Genomic DNA, 1993 nt, shown 5'->3' with positions numbered 1-1993 from the left:
CCTCCAGAGTCTTCCCCTTCGTCTCCGGGACGCACAGCCACACGAAGGGGATCGAGAGCAGGGCGAAGATCGTGTACATGACGTACGCGCCGGACATCGGCACCGCCACCCCCGCGCTCGCGGCCCCCGCGGCCACCGTCCACGTCGCCAACCCGTTCGCCGGGGCGACCGGCTACCTCAACCCCGACTACACGGCCGCGGTGAAGGCCCAGGCCTCCGCCGACGGCGGCGCCCTGGGCGCGCTCGAAGCGCAGGTCGCCGCCAACCCCACCGCCGTCTGGATGGACCACATCGGCGCGATCGCCGGCGACGGCGGGCGGCTCGGCCTCCAGGCCCACCTGGACCACGCCCTCGCCCAGCAACAGCAGGGAGGCACGCCGGTCGTCCTCCAGGTCGTCGTCTACGACCTGCCCGGCCGGGACTGTGCCGCCATCGCCTCCAACGGCGAACTCCCCGCCACAGCAGCGGGGTTGAACACGTACGAGACGCAGTACATCGACCCGATCGCGGCCGTCCTCGGCAACCCGAAGTACGCGGGCCTGCGGATCGCGGCCGTCATCGAGCCGGACTCCCTGCCCAACACCGTCACCAACCAGTCCAAGCCGGCTTGCGCCACCACCGCGCCGTACTACGAGTCGGGCGTCGCGTACGCGCTCGACAAGCTGCACGCGATCCCCAACGTGTACAACTACCTGGACATCGGCCACGCGGGCTGGCTCGGCTGGTCCACCAACATGGTGCCGGCGGGCCGGGAGTACGCGAAGGTCGCCCAGGCCACCACCGCCGGGTTCGCCAGCGTCGACGGCTTCATCAGCGACACCGCCAACACCACTCCGCTGACCGAGCCGTTCCTCTCCGACCCGGAGCTCACCGTCGGCGGGCAGCCGCTGAAGTCGGCCGGCTTCTACCAGTACAACCCCGTGTTCGACGAGTACCACTACACCACGGCGATGTACTCCACCCTGGTGTCCAACGGGTTCCCGAGCAGCATCGGCATGCTGGTCGACACCTCGCGCAACGGCTGGGGCGGCCCCGCCCGGCCCACCGCGCTCAACTCCGGCCCCACCACGGTGGACGCGTACGTCGCGGCCAACAAGGTCGACCGGAAGCCCTTCCGCGGCGACTGGTGCAACATCGAAGGCGCCGGCATCGGTGCCCGCCCGCAGTCCCGGCCGTACGGCGCGGGCAGCCCGATCATCGCGTTCCTGTGGGTCAAGCCGCCGGGAGAGTCGGACGGCGACTACCCGAGCGCCACCCACCCCCACGGCGACCCGCACTGCGACCCGAACGGCACCCAGAGCGACGGGAACGGCAACACCTACCCCACCGGCTCCATGCCCGACGGCAACGTCCCGGCGGGCCAGTGGTTCCCCGCCCAGTTCCGGCAGCTGGTCCAGAACGCCTACCCCGCGTTCGACGGCTCCGGCGGCACCACCACCGGCCCGACCGCGCCGAGCGGACTGACCGTCACCGGCACGACCAGCAGCAGCGTGTCGCTCAGCTGGGCGGCCTCCACCGGTCCGGCCGCCGTGACCGGCTACTCGGTGTACCGGAACGGGGCCAAGGTCGCGACCGCGACCGGCACGAGCCACACCGACTCCGGGCTCTCCCCCGCCACCGCCTACCAGTACACCGTCACCGCGCAGGACGCGGCCGGGAACACCTCCCCCGCCTCCGCCGCGGTGACCGCCATCACGGCGACGTCCGGCGGTGGCGGCAGCAGCGGCTGCTCCGCCACCTACGCGGTCGGCAGTGACTGGGGCAACGGCTTCACGGGCAGTGTCACCGTCGCCAACACGGGCACGACGGCGACCAGGGCCTGGACCGTCACCTGGAGGTGGGGCGGAAACCAGCAGATCACCAGCAGCTGGAGCGCCACCACCACCCAGAGCGGCGCCGCCGTGACGGCCGCCAGCCAGGCGTACAACGGCGCCCTGGCGCCGAACGCCACCACCAGCTTCGGCTTCCAGGCGACCTACTCGGGCGGCAACAC

General features: G+C 71.9%; 1 protein-coding gene and 1 pseudogene. One reads left to right on the top strand and one right to left on the bottom strand.

Annotated elements, in window-relative coordinates:
• Positions 1-94, bottom strand: a pseudogene (locus ACFU6K_RS37865) (MFS transporter); the annotation flags it as partial.
• Between ACFU6K_RS37865 and ACFU6K_RS37860 the strand changes: the two are divergent.
• On the top strand, positions 78-1993 hold a 1916-nt coding region (locus ACFU6K_RS37860; RefSeq protein ID WP_380671028.1), incomplete at its 3' end, for a glycoside hydrolase family 6 protein. The pseudogene ACFU6K_RS37865 and the gene ACFU6K_RS37860 sit on opposite strands and share 17 nt — an antisense overlap.

This window comes from Kitasatospora sp. NPDC057512 (genome assembly GCF_042802135.1).
Lineage (GTDB): Bacteria > Actinomycetota > Actinomycetes > Streptomycetales > Streptomycetaceae > Kitasatospora.
The sequence above is the reverse complement of the archived record's forward strand: the minus strand, read 5'-3'. Positions and strand labels throughout refer to the sequence as shown.